Origin of the sequence: Clostridium tanneri (assembly GCF_033659955.1) — a bacterium.
Taxonomy (GTDB): domain Bacteria; phylum Bacillota; class Clostridia; order Clostridiales; family Clostridiaceae; genus Clostridium_AM; species Clostridium_AM tanneri.
In genome coordinates this window covers 20,812-37,796 of sequence record NZ_JARUJP010000018.1, presented here as the reverse complement: position 1 = coordinate 37,796, position 16,985 = coordinate 20,812, and the positions used below count along the sequence as shown (strand labels likewise).

Sequence of the window (16,985 nt, the reverse complement as noted above, 5' to 3'; positions counted from 1 at the left end):
ATAAAAATTTCATTCCTAATAATATTACAATTTGTGAATCCTATATAAACAGCTCATATATACCAAGTAAGATTATTAAAATAGCAGATATGTTTTCGGAGTAATCAGATAACTTGCTGTGTGAAATTAAGCTGCCATAATGACATCCAAGTTTAATAAATAAGATGCTAAATAATAACGAGGATAAAGAAGTAATATAAATATTTAATCCCGTTATGCTTGCACCTATACCTAGGCCAATATTATTTATACAAAGAATAATTCCAAGAATAACCGCTTCCTTCAATTCAATTGTTTTAGAATCATTTTTATCTACTATCTCTGGATGTTGAATCATCTTATTGTAATCACTTATTTTTGAGTTGCTTTTAGATGTAAGTTCTTTACTTTCATTTGGTTTCCGGTTAAAAGCATTAAATAACATAAAAACTCCGAAAAACACTAATATTAAGCTTCCAGACATATTCGCATATTTAGGGACTATGAAACTGCACAGTAATTTACCAAATAACATAGCAATAACAGTACCTGCACAGGAAATAAATGCTACAAGTAAGTTGCTTATAAGGTTTATTTTAATTTTTTTAGCCCCATAACCTAGCCCTATAATAAAGTTATCACTACTTGAAGATAAAGCAAATAATAAAATTGATAGAATGTGCATTATAATTTCTCCAATTTAATTTATATGTAAATAATATATGATTATATTAATAATAGTGTTACTAATGAAAAAGTTGGCGAAGAGAAGTATTAAAAGAAAGTCAGTATCAACTATATACTATGGATAAGTTATTTATAAAGTAAACAATAAAGTAACAATTATGTAATAGTCCTGTAACAATTACCCTTTATAATTATAAGTATCCTAAGATATTAGATCTTAGAGAAAAATATAGCAGAATTCCCGAAATCCTTTATCAAGCACTAGTAGAAATACTGGCGCTTATTTTTTTACAAAAAAGATGTGAGTATGTGAATCAGAATTTGAAGAAAGGTCAGAAAGTAGTAAAAAGAATATTAACAAAATTCAGAAAAGTTAATATAATATTATTAAATAACAAGTCTTGTTAGCAGTTGATTTCAATTAAATCAATAGGCACCTTAAATCACATATTTCTATATAAAAATCCATTGGGTAAGGGTTTTATTAGGTATAAAGTAAATTGTGGAGGTGTATAAAATGACAGGCTTAACATTTAAAGAACAATCAGATAAAGATGAAAATATGGATCAATCAGTTGAAAAAGTAACCAGCGATAATGATACATCACCAGAAAGTGAGGCAGGAACTGTATTATTAGCTGTATCTGCAACTATTATCATGGGTATATTAATATTTCTGTTTATATAGAGCCTTGCAAAGGGCTCTTTTTATTAAATGAAGTAACTGTAAGAAAATACATACAAGAACAAGAAAAACAAGATTAAATGAAAGACAAATTAAGTGTTAAAGAGCATCAAGACCTTTTAATGGTAGCCTGTAGTAAATTTATCCATTAGTGAGTAGCAAAAGTAACAAAAGTAAAGTGGTTTGAACAAAGTGAAAACCAGCGCCTTTAGACGCTGGCTAGAAAAAGAGGCTTATAGCCTTAGACCAAGCAACCCCTTTTACAGGTGGCTATAACTTATTTATCAATATATTTTTTTTCACATCTTGGGTTTTCCCACCATCCAAATGCAACTACTACTTTATCAAGTTTTGAACTTGAGGACGTTATAATTAACATATAGTTTCCACCGGGAGGCTCTATAAATTTTCCATCTTCTTCACTTACTAATGTTGTATTTGGTGGTACTATTCTTTTATAGACATTAATTCCTTTTTCGGGAACCATAGTTGTAGATTTTATAAATAGAATATCTACCTTGTTTCTTGGAAGAGGTTTTAAAGCAGTATTTGTTGGAGAAACCTTAGTGGATATACGTCCTTTTTCAGGAAGATCAGTATTGAGCCATATTTCAGCAGTTAAATAGTCATTAGAGAAATTTGAAATAGTAAATACATTTGCATATAAGTTAATGCCAGAGTCACGTGGATTTACTAAACCAGCCCAGGCATTTGCTCCATTTCCTACGAGTAAAGTTTCTGTTTGACCTACAAAATATTTTCCTTGCTTTGATTCAAACAAAGAAATTGGAATATTAACTACCTTTTTTAATTTAGTATCTTTTCTATCCAGAATATAACTATTGTCCTCCTGTAACATAAATAACATCTCCTAAGAACTCTTTTATCATAGATAACAGTATAGCTTGTCTTCAATACATAATATTCAGTAAGAACTAAAATGTTTGTTAATTATATATAAAAAATGAGCAAAATACAGAAATGGTGGACTTGAAGATTTCAAGGAATAAAGTTATTAATAATACATAAACTCTTAGAAGATTGTATGAAAGGAGTTTATACTATATGAATAATTTTAGTCCAGATGATTTTGAAGAGATATTAGATCATATAAAGCATAATATAAATGACTTTGTTGATTGTAATGATATAAGGTCTATTGAAAGTAATTTTAATACTAAAGCAATGGTTTTTAATGGCAAAAAAAATAGAGATGGAACAGTTATAGTTGGAGAAGATAATGGGGTAATTGCAGTAGATATAAGTGTCACTGACAACGCTGTAAGAAGTTTTATATTAAAAGATAAGAGTGATACAGGTGGAATTGAAAATATAATAGGATGGTTTAAAGAAAATTATAAACTAGAAGAGAGTCTAAGATAAGGCTCTCTTTTAATTTTTATATAGTACTTCTCTAGAAGCTTACACTTAAGAATATTTATCTCTTTCTTAAAGTTTCTTATTTTTGGTAGGTATAAATTTACTAAATAACATCTATTTAAATACAAAATGTCAGGTGTAAAATAAAACATTGAATTATTAAAAAGTTTGTACTATAATTTCTAATGTTGTTTAAATTTGTAAGTATGGGGATGGAATTATGGAAAAAGAAATTGAAACACTAAGAAAAGAATTGAATCAGTTGGTGGAAGAGGCTAGTCATCTGTATTCAGAGGAAGTAGTAAAACTTAGCCAAGAATTGGACAGGCTTATATATAGATATTATGAAAAAACTTTGATAGCGTAGATATATATTAAAATATGAGTGAACATATGCTATGTATTATGAAAGAAGATATAAGTGTAATAAATTATGATTATTTGAAGATGATTCTAAGACTTTAATAATAATTATCGTATAATTGGTTATACTAATTATAACCCTTACTAGTACTGGAATTTTATTATAGTAACGACAAGATTTCTGTCCGATTTTCAAAGTGTTTTGTCTGATTTTGAGGTTGTGAGTTTGTATAAAAGCTGTTTTTTTGATATAATAAGCTATAGAGATGTTGGTAGAAATATAAATATACCAATATCTCTATTTATTTATTAAAAAGTTAAGATTGCGAGGATTATTAATGGGTAAATGGTTGTTTGTTACAGAAAAGCCCTCTGTAGCTATGGAATTTGTAAAATTACTAAATGTAAAAGGAATAAAAGCAGATGGATATATAGAATCGGATAAAGCAGTTTTTACTTGGTGTGTTGGACATTTGGTAACAATGAGTTATCCAGAGGCTTATGATGAAAACCTAAAAAGATGGTCCTTAAGCACGCTGCCATTTTTACCTAAAGAATATAAGTATGAAGTTATTCCTGCTGTAAAAAAGCAGTTTAACACAGTTGCCAATTTGCTTAAAAGAGAGGATATAGATAGAATCTATGTATGCACAGACTCAGGGAGAGAAGGAGAATATATATATAGATTGGTTGACAAGATAGTTGGAGTTGAGGGTAAGGAAAAGAAGAGAGTGTGGATTGATTCTCAGACAGAGGAAGAAATAAGGCGGGGAATTAGTGAGGCAAAGGATTTATCAGAATATGATTCCTTAGCCCATTCAGCTTTTTTGAGAGCTAAGGAAGATTATTTGGTTGGAATTAATTTTTCAAGGCTTTTAACCTTAATTTATGGTAAAACTATATCAAATTTTACCGGTGAGGACAGAGTAGTGATTGCAGTAGGTAGGGTTATGAGCTGCGTACTTGGCATGATTGTTGAGAGGGAAAGAGAAATTAGAGGTTTTGTTAAGACTCCCTTTTATAAAGTAATAGGGGAGTTTAATGTAGGAGATAATGAATTAGAACTTACTTATGACGGTGAATGGAAGGCAGTGGAAGGCTCCGAATATTTCCAGTCACATTACTTATATAATGAAAGTGGTTTTAAAAGGAGAGAAGATGCGGAAAAATTAGTGGAAAAGTTTAGAGAGCTTTCGAAAAGTAGTAAAATAATTATAGATAAAATAACTAAAAATAAGGAAATAAAAAAAGCACCTCTTTTATTTAACTTAGCAGAACTGCAAAATGAGTGTTCGAAAAAATTTAAAATCAGCCCAGAGGAGACCTTAAATAAGGTTCAGTCATTATATGAAAAGAAAATGCTTACATATCCAAGAACCGATGCCAGAGTTCTATCTAAGGCTGTATCAAAGGAAATAGGAAAAAATATAAGAAAATTAACTTCATATAAAGGAGACAGTGATGTAGGGGCTATAGCAGAAACTATAGTTAACAACAATTGGTTTAAGGATTTAGAAAAGACAAAGTATGTAGATGACAGTAAAATAACAGACCACTACGCCATAATACCTACAGGAGAAGGTCTTCAAAGTTATGAAAAACTTAATGATTTAGAAAAAAAAATATATAATTTAGTAGTGAGACGTTTTTTATCCATATTTTATCCTCCAGCAAAATACAATAAAATTGAGGTTGTGACTAAGGTTGGAAATGAGAGTTTTTTCACATCTGATAAAGTCTGTGTAGAAAGAGGATATTTAGATGTTTTAAACTGGGAAAAAGACTCAAAAGAAAATAAGAAGGTAGAATTTCTAAACAAATTAAGAAAAGGACAGGTAGTAGATTTAAATAATTTGACCATAAAAAATGGTGAAACTACACCGCCTAAAAGATACACTGGCGGTTCAATTATAATTGCCATGGAGAATGCAGGAAAGCTTATAGAAGATGAGGAATTGAGAGAGCAGATTAAAGGTGCAGGAATAGGAACCTCTGCAACAAGGGCGGAAATTCTTAAAAAGCTTGAAAAGATTCAGTACATAGCTTCTAATAAGAAGACACAGATAATAACTCCTACTACCAAAGGTGAAATGATATATGAAGTTATAAAGGCTTCTATTCCTACTTTACTGAATCCGACGCTAACGGCAAGTTGGGAAAAGGGACTTAAAATGGTTTATCAAAGAGAAATAACGCCGGAAATCTTTATGGATAAATTAGAAAATTACACTAGGACCAATATTCACAAAGTGCTAAGTAATAATAAAGTAGTTAATGGAGAAAATTTATTTTCGGAGGTTATTGAAAGTAAAAACATTACTATAGCTGAAAAGGCAATAGAAGATGTACTAGGTATTTGTCCTATTTGCAGCAAAGGACAGATAGTAAAGAATAAAAAGGGATATGGTTGTACTAATTGGAGTAATGGCTGCAAGTTTTTTGTAAGTGAGATTTGCGGTAAAAAAATATCCACAGTACAAATTAAAAAGATAATAGAGAGGGGCAGGACTGATATCATAAAAGGCTTTAAATCAAAAAAAGGCACAGATTTTGATGCAGCACTTATCTTAAAAGAAGGTAAAATACAATTTGATTTTTCTAAATAGGGTAAAATCCAGTTTGCTATAAAGCTACTGGATTTATTTTGTTATCATTTTTACACTATAGTCTCCTTGATATATTTTATTTCTATATTTATTGTATAAGTTAAAATATCCATCAAATAATAAAGAAAGTTAGTAATTTTAAAGCTTACCAATATTTTTGTTAACATAAGTAAAATCTAATAAGACAATACTGATGGGAGTGATAGATACGTTTGGCTATAAAAATATGGGATATAAGGTAGCGGTTGTTTGGTTACTTTCTTTTATTACTGTATGGATTGTTTTTGAAAATATAATTCCTAGAGATAGTATTCTTTTGCAGCTAAATAAAATAGAAGAAAGCATTCAAGATAGAAATTGGAATGAGGCAAAGGCGGAGATGAATATACTGAAAGATACTTATAAAAAAAATAGGCTATTTGTTCAAATGAACAATGCAACAGAAATATTTACAACCTTTGAACATACTTTAGGACAGCTAGAAATCACAGTAAAACATGAACAGGAGGCCGCCATTGAATATGTAGGAGCACTGAAAGAAACTCTAAACTTGGTTATGAAACCCTTTAGTGGCCCATAAGAACTTCAAAGTGGTTTAGCAAAAATATTCGGTTAAAGGAGGAAAGTTACGTTTTAGTTTAGTTTTCGTAACTATAAAGAATTATGAAGGATGTCTTAGCTTACTCTATAAGAGTTATACTAGTTTATTTTTTCACATATTTATGCTCTAGAATATTGACTAAGAAAGCTATATCTGAAATGACTGCTTATGAAGTAGCTGGTGTTATGATATTGGCAAATGTTGCTGCGGAACCCTTGGTAGATAAGGTAGTGTTAAAATCAGTTTTTGGCTCAGGAGTTCTAGTGTTGCTTATGTCAATAACTTCTCGTTTGGCTATGATAAATAGACTTACACCAGTTCTAGAGCATACAGCTACAATAGTAATTAAAAATGGACAGATTGATAAGGCAGCTTTAAATAGGTTAAGTCTAAGTTTAAACCAATTGGAGGGCCTTTTAAGAGAAAAGGGCTTTGATAAAGTTTCAGAGGTAGAAACTGCTATTATAGAACCTCAAGGAACCCTATCTGCATTTCCTAAGGAACAAAACAGACCAGTTCAATTAAAAGATTTGAATATAGAGAGTTCTACAAAAAGTTTAACTATACCACTAGTGATGGATGGCAGTATAATTATGCCTAACTTAAAACATATTGGCCGTTCTAAGGAATGGATAATTGGAGAAATGAAAAAGCAAGGGATAAATAATTATAAAGAAGAGGTATTTCTAGCAGAGTTAGATTCTTCATTAAACTTAAGTATTTTAAAAAAATAAAACCATTAGAATTAACCGGCTTGGCTTGCAATAATATTGATGCAAGTCTTTACTTTCTTGTAATAATAATTCATAGGTATATTGACATTTATCTCTAAGTATGCTATCATATAGCTTGTAAATTACGGGCTTATAGCTCAGCTGGTTAGAGCGCACGCCTGATAAGCGTGAGGTCGATGGTTCGAGTCCATTTAAGCCCACCAAATGATGGAAATACCAAGTAGTATCTATTACTTGGTATTTTTTTCGTTCTATTAGAGATATTAAAGAATTCCACAATTAAATAGGAGGCGTTTAAGTAATGTTTGGCTTTTTAAAAAAAGAATTTAAACTAGTTGCTCCAGTTTCAGGAAAGGTTATAGATTTGTCAGAGGTGCCAGACCCAGTTTTCTCACAAAAAATGGCTGGAGATGGGGTTGGAATTGACTCTACCAGTGATGTTGTAGTAGCGCCTGCTGATGGCGTTATATCTATAATATTTAAAACTAATCATGCTTTTGGTATGCTGCTAAACAATGGAGTAGAGTTACTAGTTCATATAGGAATTGATACAGTTGAGTTAGATGGAGCTGGTTTTGAAAGGTTAATACAAGAAGGAAGTAAAGTTAAAGCAGGAATGCCGGTTATAAAAATTGATAGGAATCTTATAAAAGATAAGGGATATTCACTAATTACACCTGTGCTGATAACTAATCCAGATAACTTAAAGGAACTGAAATATGATATTGATATGCTGGTTCAGGCTGGCAAGGAAGCAGTTGTGACTTATAAAACAAAATAGAAACCTGAAAAAATAAGTAAATATTATTCTATATGATAACTTATGGAGAAATACAGGCAGATAAACAAAGTTTTAAACTTAGTTATTAAATATGTTCATATATGTATGTAAGCAACATATATATTTCTTGATATTAACAATTTTAGCCGGAGGTATAAATGAATCTTATCCAGTATGTTGTCGCTGCATTAATAGTTGAGGCTTTATGGGAAACTACAAAGTTATTCTGGCAAAATGGAAAGTTTAGCTATGATAGGGTAGGCTCTGTAGCTTTTGGTGAACTTGTAGCTATTGGTGCTAATATAGACTTTATGAATTCCGTAGGACTACCTATCCATATACCTTATGTTGGAATGATACTTACAGGAATTTTAATATCAAGAGGATCAAATTTTATGCATGATCTTTTAGAAAATACTAATAGAATTTGTAGCAAAAATAAAGATTCATAGTGAAAAAAGTTCTAGAAACACTGCTAATAAACAGTATTTACCAGCAGTGTTTTTGTGCATGGGAAATTATGAAGTTAAGTCTTTAGAATACCTCTGTTTCCACACTTTGAAGAACAGCATCGGTGTTATCTTCTATAAAATTAATTACATTTTGCATTGTACTATCCGCATGTCTTTTATCATTGCTAACACAGGCTATACCTATAACTATGGATTGATGTAAATTCTGATTTTCTATTTCAGCAATAGATACATTAAATTTGTGCTTCACTTTATCAATAATGCTTTTAACTACCATTCTTTTTTCCTTTAAAGAATGAACCCAACCTGCAAATAAATTAATTTTTGCTGTGCCAATTATCAAAACAATCACTTCCTTACAAATAGTATATGCCAATTCCACTAAGTATAAAATAGAATTTCCGGGAAAATATAATACTTGTAAAAGTATTGGTGCTAAATTGAGGTGAAGAAATGCTTAGAATATTTACAGACTTACCAGCAACCCTTATTTCCTCTATATCTATTTTACTTGGTGCAATAGTGGGAGGAATATTCAGCTGGATTATAACTAAGAAATCTACGGATAAAACTATTGAAGTTCAAAATAAGATAGTGGAAGATAATAGAAAATATGCAGAAGATACTAGAATGAGAAGAAGCAGAGAATATGCAAATATTATAAGGCTAGATATTTGTACTGCTTTATTTAGTAGTGCAAGAGTTTTACAGAGCTTTAAAAACAACGGGGAGGTAGAGTTGTATCCTGTTCCAATGGATAGGGAATACTCTAGCGGTGTAGCCTATCTGAAAAATGGTTTCAAGTTAAAGGAATTAAGTTACATATATCAGCTCTATGGGCTTATAGAAAAGCTAAATAGAGACACAAATAATTTTAACTACTTTGATAATAAAAATTATGATTTAATAAAAATGGATTGTCAAATGTTCCTAAAAAAGCTCTATGGAGACAACTGGAAAAAAATATTAGATGTAAATATAGATGACACCTGTTATGAAGATTTATATGATAATGATGCAATTAAAGAAGGATATAGACAGGTGCTAAAAAAGTTGGATAAAATTTGTAATATAGACTGATAATGGGCAGATGATTGTTGTCAACTGCCCATTAGAAAAGTGTATTAGTTAATACTCTTTTTTATCATTATCACTCTTTTTAACTTTTTTATCATCCTCATAGTGCTTACTTTCTGATTGATTATTTTTTTCTTTTTTATGAGAATCTTCGTATTTATCATCATCGCTAGCTTTATTATAATTATTTTTATTTTTTGAATTATCTTTGTAGTAGCTGTCATCCTTTAAGTTTTTTGAAGAGGGATTAGTGCTATTATTTTTCTTATTACCATTATTATTAGAATTATTTCCTTTACTTTTACCGGCGGCATTATTTTCACCTAAATCTGCAGATCCATTAGACCCACTTTTATCCCCATTATTATTAATCATATTATTATTTAGGCTATCTTTACCTGGCTTAGTATCCTTGTTATCAGTAGAGGATGGATTATCATTTGTTTTATTAGAAGAATTATTAAAAATATTAGTGCCATTAATATCTATACTTGTATTTAGATTATCTCTTTTCACTTCTTTTTGGAAAGAAGAAAGTTTCATATCTTTTCCAGATATATTTATAGTAATAACTTTATTGTCTTTTTTATAATTATCGTTTATAAAATTGTCTTTTTTAGCTTGCTCCAAAATGTTTGTTAACGCATCGTCTACAGCTTTATTCTTAACAGAGATTTCCTTAAGTAGTTTATTACCATCTTCATTTAATGGACTAACATAAATCACCCTATTCCAGAGATTTGATTTAAGTTCCATTGATGGGTTTATACTTACTGTGACCGTAGACACAGGCTTGTAGTAAGTATATGCGGTGCCGCCGCTTAAAAATATTACTAGTGCTAAACAGGCTGCAGAGGTGTATCTTAGTAAATTATTATTCATAAAAACATTTTGTACAGGAAGACCGCTATACTGAGAGCCTATAGAAGGAACAGGCTTACTTTTATCTACTTTTACCTTCGTAAATTCACCAGTAGAGGTCATTAAATAAGCGATATTTTTTTTGATTTCCATTACAATTCCAGTTGTATTATCCATTATAAACACCTACTTTTATATTTAAATAAGACCTTAGATAAATGTATTCTTTATTTGAAAAAATTAAAATTAAAGTTAAGATGTATCTCCTCCATTTCTCTATAAATTTTCTATTTGCTCCAGCTAAAATGCATATTTCTTTAACAGGCAACTTTTTAGAACTTTTGATATATTCCAGTATAGAAGCTTCATCTGAGCAGGCTAAGCATAGATTTAGCAGTTTATCCTTTGTGTCCTTATGACTAGGAGATGATTTTACCAAATCCTCAAAGGAAAGCTTGTATCTCTTCAACTCATTAGAAAAAGCAATTATTTCCTCACTTCTTCGCAAATTTTCTTGTTCAATTTCATAATTAGTCAAGGAATCTTTATCATATATGTATTCTGTATCCTCATCCTCAGAGTTAAAAATCAAATATGGGTTGTTAGAACTTTTTCTGAAATAGTCTATAAGAGCATTTTTTATTAAAACCTTAGCATAGCTAAGAAAGTTACCTTTATTTTCTACATATGTATCACAGGCATTGTTAAAAGCTATTAGTGCAATACTAAGTTCATCATCATTTTCCCACTGAAGAGTTCTTTTACAGATTGATGCAGTAGTATTATATATAAACTTTTTATTTCTTTCTATAAAATCATTTCTGTTATCAATTAATTGTCCATTCAGGTTCATTTGATCACCTCATTCATAAATACGAGAAACATAGTTAATTTAAAGGGGTATATAAATTATATATATTTTTTCGTTAACATTAATGAAAAGTTTATTTACACTTAATAATAACTTAAAAAGTTTTTGAAAGTACCCCCTAAAATGTAGGAAGCTTAACCGTAAATATCTATGACAAGAATATAAAAGAATCTTAAGGAGGAATTTACATGAAAAAGTTAATATTATTTATTACAGCATTAACAGTATCTTTAAATATTACGGGGAAGGTACTAGCTGATGGAAGTGTTGAAACTTTAAAAGAACAGGCAGGAGTAACTCCCGATAGTACAATTTTATACCCAATAGATAAAGCCATAGATAACATAAAGATAAATCTAAGTACTGGAGAAAATAAGGCAGAGGTATTGATAGAAGTTGCAGAGGAAAGACTAGGAGAAAGTGAAGTAATGGCTGAGAAAGAAAAAACAGATCTTTCCAATGAAGCTATTAATGACTATAACAATAAGATGAATGATGCTGTTGACAAGGTTCAGGAAACGGTAGAAAAAACCACTGTAGATAAGGAACAAGATAGTGAAAAGCTAGATAAATTAAAGAATTTAGAAGAAAAAATAAGTGAAAGACAGGAAAAATCTATAGAAGTACTTAAAAATTTGCAAAGTAAGCTTCCTGATAAGGCAAAGGAAACTATAGCTCTAGTTATAGAGATGCAAACTGCTAAGAAAGAGGCTATAATAGCAGTTGCAAAAGAAAGACAAGCTTTAATAGAGGAGAAAAAAGCAGTAAAAGAAGCAGAAAAGAAGTTGGAAGAGATTAAAAAATCAGGCAATGCAGAGGAGATAAAAATAGCTGAAAACACATTAAAAGAAAAACAAGAAGCATTGACAGCGCAAAAAGAGAAATTTTCTAAGATAGTAGCAGAGAAGAAAGAGGTAATGAAAGGCGGAGTAGGTCAGCTAAAGAAACAACTTAAAGCAGAAGTTAAAAATGGAACTATAACTAAAGAAGAAGGTAAAGAAGCAGTAAAAGCTGCAGAGAGCATTAAAGAGGATAGCAAAGTTTTAACCAATGAACAATTAAAGGCAAGTAACAGTGAAGCAAGCAAAGATAGTTCTAAAACTTTGAACAGTACTGGGAATAGTTCTACTGCTCCAAAAGCTGTAAATAATACAGGAAGCGTTGAAATAAATGTTAAAGTAGAAAAGGAACATAAGGATGAAAAAAAAGATAAAAAAGAAAAAATAAAGGAAAACAAGAAAGAGAATAAGGACAAAGATAAAGAAAAAAATGAAGACTAAGAATAGGTATTATACGTAACAAAAGTTTGAAGCACTGAACACCGGTGTGTTAAGCAGTATGCCTCTACCTACACACCTATTTTTAGTGCTTTCAAAATTTTGTTATGTGAATAATACAGTCAATAAAAATATGCGGAGCATGTGTAAATGATATTTGTGTAATTATAAGAGTATAAAACATTCCTTGGAATGATAATAAATTAATATAATAAAATAATTTATACAGTGGAGAATTTTGAAAAGGGGCTGGTAAAAGTCTTACGACATAAGGACCTACCAGTCCTTTATATAAGCACATATATTTAATATTTATATTACGATGAAGTGAAGACTTGAGTCAGATGGGGTTTCAACCCCTCTGATTCTTAGTGGAACGAATCCAGGGACGTAGCCGCTCGTAACGTACACTTTGGAGAAGATGGGAGTATTAGAGCGGGTAGTCATCGGATAAAAAAGCAACTTAGAATAAGAATTAAAACTTTGTAGCCTGTGTGTTGGTAGATGTGAGAGCTAACAGAGCACTACATAACTGCCTACATGCACAGGCTGCCAAGTCTAATTGCTAAGTTCCCTTTGTGTCGCATAATACTTATATAAACTGTCTTAATCCTCTACTAAGTAGAATAGATTGTCCTATTTTTTAGTAGGATTCTGCTATGCCTTCTAAAACCTCAGCACTGGCAGATAGTTCTTGAATCAAGGCATTTATCTCCTGGAAAGAGGATGCTTGTTTATTAAAGGTATTATTAATTTCATTTATACTATCAGATATGCTTAAAACAGAACTTTGAATTCTTTTTAAAACCTCATCTATTTTTTTTATAGATTCACTACTTGAGGTAGAAAGTTTCCTTATTTCTTTTGCTACCACGTTAAAGCCTTTTCCCATATCACCAGCTCTCGCAGCTTCTATTGAAGCGTTTAAACCTAAAAGATTTGTCTGCCTAGCCACATTTCTTACAAAGTTTAGTATCTCATCTGTATTTTGCACCTCTTCATTAGTATCTAAAATATTTTGTGTTATTGCATAATTGGCATCAGCGATAGTCTGTACGCCTAAAGATAGTTCGTTTGTACTCTCGCTAATTTGCTGCAGTGCAGAAGATAGAGTTTTTGAGAGATTAGAGACTTGGTATTGTCTATTTAGGTTTTTACAAAGGGATACACAGCCTACAACTTTATCATTGTCATCTAGAGCAGGAATGGATATAGATTGGATTTCCATACCAAAGATATCCTGAGGTATCCTTTTTATAACTACCCTTTTTGTTTTTATAGCTTCTTGGTCTCCTCCATCTTTGCTTATTAAATCTCCAGCTTTTACGTCTAAATTCAATTTTTCATTGCCATAAATGTCTAAGTATTTTTCAGTATCTGCAATAGATAGAAGAATATCTTCACTAAAGAAGTGCTGGAAAAAAGGAATCAGTATGCCATAAGCGTTTAAAAATTCATTTCCGTAATCTTTTCTATTATTTATCTTATTCATAATTACCTCCTGGTACAATCTAAAAAAATGTTAACTAGATATTCTTCTAGTATAAAGGTTAAAGTACTTCATTTTTTAAGGAGCCTATGCCTTCAATATAGCAGTGGACCTGATCTCCAGAATTTATATATTTAGGAGGAGTAAATCCCATGCCTACGCCAGCTGGAGTTCCTGTGGCGATTACATCGCCAGGTTTTAAGGTTATACCTTTTGAAAAGTCGCTTATTATGTATGGTATATCGAAGATAAATTCTCTTGTATTAGAATTTTGCCTTAACTCACCATTAACAAAGCATTTGATATCTAACTCTAAAGGAAGCCTTAGTTCATCTTTGGAAACTATCCAAGGTCCCATAGGGCATGTCCCATTAAAACTCTTTCCTTTAAACCATTGACTATGTTTCCATTGAGAATCTCTTACAGAAATATCGTTTAAAATGGTGTACCCAAATATATAATCTTCTACTTTATCCATAGGTATATTCTTACCTTCTTTACCGATTATAATTGCCAGTTCTACTTCATAGTCTAGCTTCTCCGTTAAGCCCTTGTGAGACGGTATATTTGAATTATGTCCAACACATCTATCTACAAGCTTGGAAAAGTATATGGGAAACTCAGGAATATCTCCTTCTTTTTCTACTGCCTTAGCAACTTCTTTTACATGATCCTTATAGTTTTTACCAAGGCATATAATTCCCCTTGGAGGATTTGGAATAGGCGACTCTAAAATAATACTGTCTAGTGATATTCTTTGTAACTTACTTTTCATAGTATTAATTTTATTTTCTATTTCACTATTAAAATTAGCTATAAGCTCCATCATTGATAAACCAGGAAATAATTCCTTTAAACATAAAATTGAATTTTCCCCATCTAAAATAATGCCTATTTGTTCACAATCTTGGTAAACAAAAGTAGCAAAACGCATAGAATCTCCCCCTTATAACAAAAATTTAAAATATTTTAACATATTAATTATAACATATCAAATGAATTTTAAAGTGATAAGTTTCAAAATTGTGGAATTAATTACTACAAGTGCTAAATAACTGTTAAAACAAGTATAAAGAAACAGAACCTATTCCCAAATTTTAAAGTCCACCAGATTTTTACTAGTGGACTTTTTGATGTATTTTCATTTTTAATTTTTACCGGTGAAGGTAAGGAATAATAGTACTAAATTTAAAGAGATTATTATAGAAGTTATAATCCAACCTATAACCTTAGTAGAAGGTCTGTTTACCATTTCTCCCATAATATCTTTTTTACTGCTTATAATCATAAGAGGAATAACTGCTGCCGGAAGTGCAAAGCTTAAAATAACTTGACTTGAAACTAAGGCCTTCATTGGGTTTACCCCAAGTAATATTATAATCATACCAGGAGCCATTGTTATTATTCTCTTTAGGTTAGTATTGATTTTCAAGTTAACAAAGCCATCCATAAGACTTTCTCCAGCCATAGCACCTACCGCAGAAGAGGATAGCCCAGAAGCCAGCAGAGCAATGCCAAAGGCACCACTAGATAAACTTCCAAGGAGGGGTTGTAGGGATTTATGGGCTTGCTCTATTGAATCTACAGCAATTCCTTGACTAAAGAAAACTGCAGCGGATACGATTACCATAGCAGAGTTTACTAGAAAAGCTATATTCATAGCTATAGTTATATCTATTTTTTCCATTTTCAAGTGTCTTGCTTTTTCTTCTTTTGTGGAATTTTTATTCCTAGATTGGACTAACGCGGAATGAAGATAGATTACATGAGGCATAACTGTGGCTCCTAGCATTCCCACTGCTACATAAAGAGCATTGCTATTTGGAAGTGAAGGGACTAGAGCATGAAGAGCTACAGATGTCCACTTTGGATCTGCCAAAATAACTTCAAAACCATAGGCGATACATATTACTGACACTAATACAGTGATTACAAGTTCCACAGCTCTCTGTCCATATTTTTGAAGGTTAACTATAATAAAAGTTAATATTACAGTAATAACGCCGGCATAAGTAAGTGGTATTCTAAAGAGAAGATATAGGCCTAAAGAAGCTCCTAAAAATTCTGCTAAGGTTGTAGCCATAGCTGTAATACAAGCTATTGTCCATAAAAACCAGTTAACTTTTTTTGAAAATATTTTTCCGCACATTTGAGATAGATTGAAGCCAGTAGCAATGCCTAGCTTAGCGGAAAGAGTTTGGAGAAAAATTGCCATCAGGTTACTCCATAATATTACCCAAATTAAATTATAATTAAATACGGATCCGCCGGTTATATTGGTAGCAAAGTTTCCAGGATCTACATATGCAACACTGACTATAAAAGCAGGGCCTAAATACTTAAGAACTCCTTTAACTTTAGTTGTCAAGTCCCATCTATATTTAGATTTAGTTAGTGTTAAATCTTTAAACTCTGTTTCTGGATACATAATAGTTCCTCCTGATTTATATTATCTTAGTTTATTTTAAAATCATTAATGCTAAGTAACATTTTTAGCCTATACTAACTTTCCTAATTTACAATATGAATAATACTGAAAAAAAGTGATTAATAAGTTCTACTTTTAATATTTATTTCATATAATTGATGTAGGGTATAAGTTGCATGTAATTCCATAAGGCAGGTGATTCTATGGCTGATGAAGATTTTTTTACTTTTAGTGAGTATATGAAAAAAGAATATGACACTTTAACGGCATCTATGGAGGATTATTTGGAAATGATCTACAGGCTTTCGGAACAGATAGGCTTTACTCGTATACATGATTTAGCTAAGTCTCTAAATGTTCAACCACCATCTGCAACAAAGATGGTTCAAAAATTAGCTGAATTAAAGTTTGTAAAGTACGAGAAATATGGCATAATAATTCTTACGGAAGATGGGAAAAGTATGGGTAAATACTTATTAAAAAGACATAACATCATTGAAGGTTTTTTCAAGGTGCTTGGAATATCAGACGGAATTCTAGAGCAAACGGAAAAATTGGAACATACTATAAGCAACGAAACTGTGGAGTATTTAGAGGATTTTATTAGCTTTATACAGGAGAATCCTGAAGTAATAAGCGATTTCGATTTATTCAGAAAAGAGAAAAGAAAAGATGAACAGTAGACAATAAGAT

Annotated in this window: 19 protein-coding genes and 1 tRNA gene; 12 read left to right on the top strand and 8 right to left on the bottom strand. The window is 31.0% G+C overall.

Annotated elements, in window-relative coordinates:
* Positions 1–40: 40 nt before the first annotated feature.
* Positions 41–664, bottom strand: a complete 624-nt coding sequence (gene ytaF, locus P8V03_RS14275) for a sporulation membrane protein YtaF (protein WP_318798678.1) — start codon at positions 662–664, stop codon at positions 41–43.
* A 519-nt stretch (positions 665–1,183) separates the two neighbouring features.
* Here ytaF and P8V03_RS14270 point away from each other — a divergent pair.
* Positions 1,184–1,354: a hypothetical protein gene (locus P8V03_RS14270; protein WP_318798677.1), complete on the top strand. Its 171-nt coding sequence runs from the start codon at positions 1,184–1,186 to the stop codon at positions 1,352–1,354.
* Positions 1,355–1,628: 274 nt separating this feature from the next.
* Here P8V03_RS14270 and P8V03_RS14265 read toward each other — a convergent pair whose 3' ends face one another.
* Positions 1,629–2,210, bottom strand: coding sequence for a DUF6143 family protein (locus P8V03_RS14265; RefSeq protein WP_318798676.1), 582 nt, complete (start codon positions 2,208–2,210; stop codon positions 1,629–1,631).
* A gap of 206 nt (positions 2,211–2,416) precedes the next feature.
* Between P8V03_RS14265 and P8V03_RS14260 the strand changes: the two genes are divergently transcribed.
* The 8 genes from P8V03_RS14260 to P8V03_RS14225 all read left to right on the top strand — a co-directional run bounded on the left by P8V03_RS14260 (position 2,417) and on the right by P8V03_RS14225 (position 8,268).
* Positions 2,417–2,734, top strand: coding sequence for a hypothetical protein (locus tag P8V03_RS14260; protein ID WP_318798675.1), 318 nt, complete (start codon positions 2,417–2,419; stop codon positions 2,732–2,734).
* A 217-nt stretch (positions 2,735–2,951) separates the two neighbouring features.
* Entirely contained in the window at positions 2,952–3,098 is a 147-nt protein-coding gene (locus P8V03_RS14255; protein ID WP_318798674.1) for an aspartyl-phosphate phosphatase Spo0E family protein, read from the top strand.
* 334 nt (positions 3,099–3,432) lie between these two features.
* A complete protein-coding gene (locus P8V03_RS14250; RefSeq protein ID WP_261671843.1) occupies positions 3,433–5,700 on the top strand; it encodes a type IA DNA topoisomerase in 2,268 nt (755 codons plus the stop codon).
* Between the two features lie 199 nt (positions 5,701–5,899).
* Positions 5,900–6,280 carry a DUF4363 family protein gene (locus P8V03_RS14245; protein ID WP_318798673.1) on the top strand — a complete coding sequence of 127 codons (381 nt, stop codon included), beginning with the start codon at positions 5,900–5,902 and terminating at the stop codon, positions 6,278–6,280.
* 83 nt (positions 6,281–6,363) lie between these two features.
* Positions 6,364–7,035, top strand: a complete 672-nt coding sequence (locus P8V03_RS14240; protein WP_318798672.1) for a DUF421 domain-containing protein — start codon at positions 6,364–6,366, stop codon at positions 7,033–7,035.
* Positions 7,036–7,161: 126 nt separating this feature from the next.
* A tRNA-Ile gene (locus P8V03_RS14235) sits at positions 7,162–7,238 on the top strand.
* A 98-nt stretch (positions 7,239–7,336) separates the two neighbouring features.
* Positions 7,337–7,816 (top strand): PTS sugar transporter subunit IIA, encoded by a 480-nt coding sequence (locus P8V03_RS14230; RefSeq protein WP_318798671.1) that lies wholly within the window; start codon positions 7,337–7,339, stop codon positions 7,814–7,816.
* Between the two features lie 158 nt (positions 7,817–7,974).
* On the top strand, positions 7,975–8,268 hold the full coding sequence (locus P8V03_RS14225; RefSeq protein ID WP_261671839.1) for a hypothetical protein: 294 nt from the start codon (positions 7,975–7,977) through the stop codon (positions 8,266–8,268).
* 82 nt (positions 8,269–8,350) lie between these two features.
* On the opposite strand, the gene P8V03_RS14220 is transcribed toward P8V03_RS14225, so the two are convergent.
* Entirely contained in the window at positions 8,351–8,632 is a 282-nt protein-coding gene (locus P8V03_RS14220; RefSeq protein WP_318798670.1) for a DUF503 domain-containing protein, read from the bottom strand.
* 110 nt (positions 8,633–8,742) lie between these two features.
* Here P8V03_RS14220 and P8V03_RS14215 point away from each other — a divergent pair, with 110 nt between their 5' ends.
* Complete coding sequence (locus tag P8V03_RS14215) at positions 8,743–9,369, top strand: hypothetical protein (RefSeq protein ID WP_261671837.1); 627 nt, start codon at positions 8,743–8,745, stop codon at positions 9,367–9,369.
* A 48-nt stretch (positions 9,370–9,417) separates the two neighbouring features.
* Here P8V03_RS14215 and P8V03_RS14210 read toward each other — a convergent pair whose 3' ends face one another.
* Together P8V03_RS14210 and sigI are read right to left on the bottom strand one after the other, a co-directional pair.
* Complete coding sequence (locus P8V03_RS14210) at positions 9,418–10,404, bottom strand: anti-sigma factor domain-containing protein (protein ID WP_318798669.1); 987 nt, start codon at positions 10,402–10,404, stop codon at positions 9,418–9,420.
* Positions 10,397–11,080 (bottom strand): RNA polymerase sigma-I factor, encoded by a 684-nt coding sequence (gene sigI / locus P8V03_RS14205; RefSeq protein WP_318798668.1) that lies wholly within the window; start codon positions 11,078–11,080, stop codon positions 10,397–10,399. Before sigI ends, P8V03_RS14210 begins: the two co-directional genes overlap by 8 nt.
* Positions 11,081–11,286: 206 nt before the next feature.
* On the opposite strand from sigI, the gene P8V03_RS14200 reads away from it, so the two are divergent.
* Positions 11,287–12,378, top strand: coding sequence for a DUF5667 domain-containing protein (locus P8V03_RS14200; RefSeq protein ID WP_318798667.1), 1,092 nt, complete (start codon positions 11,287–11,289; stop codon positions 12,376–12,378).
* A gap of 640 nt (positions 12,379–13,018) precedes the next feature.
* On the opposite strand, the gene P8V03_RS14195 is transcribed toward P8V03_RS14200, so the two are convergent.
* From P8V03_RS14195 to P8V03_RS14185, 3 genes are all read right to left on the bottom strand, one after another.
* Positions 13,019–13,867, bottom strand: coding sequence for a methyl-accepting chemotaxis protein (locus P8V03_RS14195; RefSeq protein ID WP_318798666.1), 849 nt, complete (start codon positions 13,865–13,867; stop codon positions 13,019–13,021).
* A gap of 58 nt (positions 13,868–13,925) precedes the next feature.
* Complete coding sequence (locus P8V03_RS14190; protein WP_318798665.1) at positions 13,926–14,798, bottom strand: fumarylacetoacetate hydrolase family protein; 873 nt, start codon at positions 14,796–14,798, stop codon at positions 13,926–13,928.
* A 213-nt stretch (positions 14,799–15,011) separates the two neighbouring features.
* Positions 15,012–16,292, bottom strand: coding sequence for an Nramp family divalent metal transporter (locus P8V03_RS14185; protein WP_318798664.1), 1,281 nt, complete (start codon positions 16,290–16,292; stop codon positions 15,012–15,014).
* Between the two features lie 203 nt (positions 16,293–16,495).
* Between P8V03_RS14185 and mntR the strand changes: the two genes are divergently transcribed.
* Complete coding sequence (mntR, locus tag P8V03_RS14180; RefSeq protein WP_318798663.1) at positions 16,496–16,975, top strand: transcriptional regulator MntR; 480 nt, start codon at positions 16,496–16,498, stop codon at positions 16,973–16,975.
* Positions 16,976–16,985: the final 10 nt, after the last annotated feature.